The sequence below is a fragment of the Paraburkholderia bryophila genome (genome assembly GCF_003269035.1).
Taxonomy (GTDB): domain Bacteria; phylum Pseudomonadota; class Gammaproteobacteria; order Burkholderiales; family Burkholderiaceae; genus Paraburkholderia; species Paraburkholderia bryophila.
In genome coordinates this window covers 1-1,448 of sequence record NZ_QLTK01000082.1, presented here as the reverse complement: position 1 = coordinate 1,448, position 1,448 = coordinate 1, and the positions used below count along the sequence as shown (strand labels likewise).

Annotated in this window: 2 protein-coding genes; both read right to left on the bottom strand. The window is 63.4% G+C overall.

What is annotated here, in order from left to right; all coding sequences use genetic code 11:
* Nucleotides 1–846 (bottom strand): IS3 family transposase (locus tag BX591_RS35850; RefSeq protein WP_111936019.1); only part of this gene is annotated, 846 nt, incomplete at its 3' end.
* A gap of 26 nt (nt 847–872) precedes the next feature.
* Nucleotides 873–1,373, bottom strand: a complete 501-nt coding sequence (locus BX591_RS35845; RefSeq protein WP_111936018.1) for a transposase — start codon at nt 1,371–1,373, stop codon at nt 873–875.
* Between the last annotated feature and the right edge of the window lie 75 nt (nt 1,374–1,448).

The following is a 1,448-nucleotide window of genomic DNA, read 5'->3' as shown; positions in this document are numbered from 1 at the left end:
CCGTTGTGCCGGACTGACATACTTCAACCCGCTGTGACAGTGCTCCTCGTTGTACCACTGCACAAAGCACTGCACCCATTCCCGAGCCGCCTCCAGCGTATCGAACGGCCGCTCGGGCCACAATGCACAGTACTTCGCGGTGCGGAACAGCGATTCTGCAAAGGCATTGTCGTTACTTACGCGCGGCCGGCTGAACGAGGGCTGCACGCCCAGATCGATCATGGTCGCGCGCATCGTGGCTCCCTTCATTGCGCTACCGTTATCCGAATGCAGCACCAGAGGCCGCCCGGCGATGCCTTCGCGCAGACAACCCTTGGTCAGCAGGACGCTCGCGTGCTCGGCCGACTCCTGCTCCCACACCTCGTTCATCACGAGCTTGCGGCTGTAGATGTCTTTCATCATGTACCAGTAGAAGTACCGGCCCCTGACTGTCGACGGCATCCACGTGATATCCCAGCACCACACCTGGTTAGGGCCTCGGGCACAGTGCGTCGTGAGCGCCCGGCGTTGCGGCGCCTGCGCACGACCGCGCCGCTGCCCCTGGCCCGCCGCTTTCAGCACCCGGTAGAACGTCGATTCGGACGCCAGATACACTCCCTCATCCGCCAGTTTCGGCACGATCTGGTGCGGCGTCAGGCTCGCGTAGCCCGGGCGGTTGGCCGCATCGAGCACGGCTTGCCGCTCTGCGTCAGTCAGACGGTTGGGCGGTGCTGCCCGCTGCACCTGAGTACGCCCATCCTGAGGCGACAGGCGCCAGCGCTGGACGCTGCGCACGCTCAGCCCCAACTGCTCACACGCGCTTGAGCGGCGCGCTCCCTGCTGCACGGCCTCATCGATCAACTGCATGGCTTCATCGCGATCCGGGCGGCTGATCAGTCTTCCTCTTCCTTGCCCCAGATCGCTTCGGCTTTTTTTCGCAGGTTCAGCAACGCCGCCGCCTCCGCGCGCGCGGCATCGCTGCGCTTGAGCTGGCGCTCCAGCTCACGAATGCGTTTGTGAGCGGCCTTTGCTTCATCGCGTCGGGTAGCGGTTGGCTTTATTTCCGGTGCGACGTTGGCCTGCTCGCACGCCTCGCGCCACTGCCGGATCTGTTCCGGATAGATGCCCTTGCTGCGGCAGTACTGCGAGATCTCGACCTCGTTGAGCGCTGCCGTCTCCAGCACCACCCTGAACTTGTCGGCGCTTGACCACTGATCGCTGGTTCTGCCATCACCCGGCATGACTACCCCTGCATTCCTTGCCTGTTGCCGCCAGGTCCGTAGCGTCACCGCGGTGATGCCCGTCGCTCCCGCCAGCTCGACGACCGCGCGATTAAACGGCGGCATCATCTGTTTGATTACCCAGTCCCGGGTCTCCGCTGAATAGCGTTTCATCTTCCATTCGCTGTCCGCCCTCCATCTTTACACTAATCGGTTCGGCTGAGGCGACAACTAGCCTGACATGGAGGG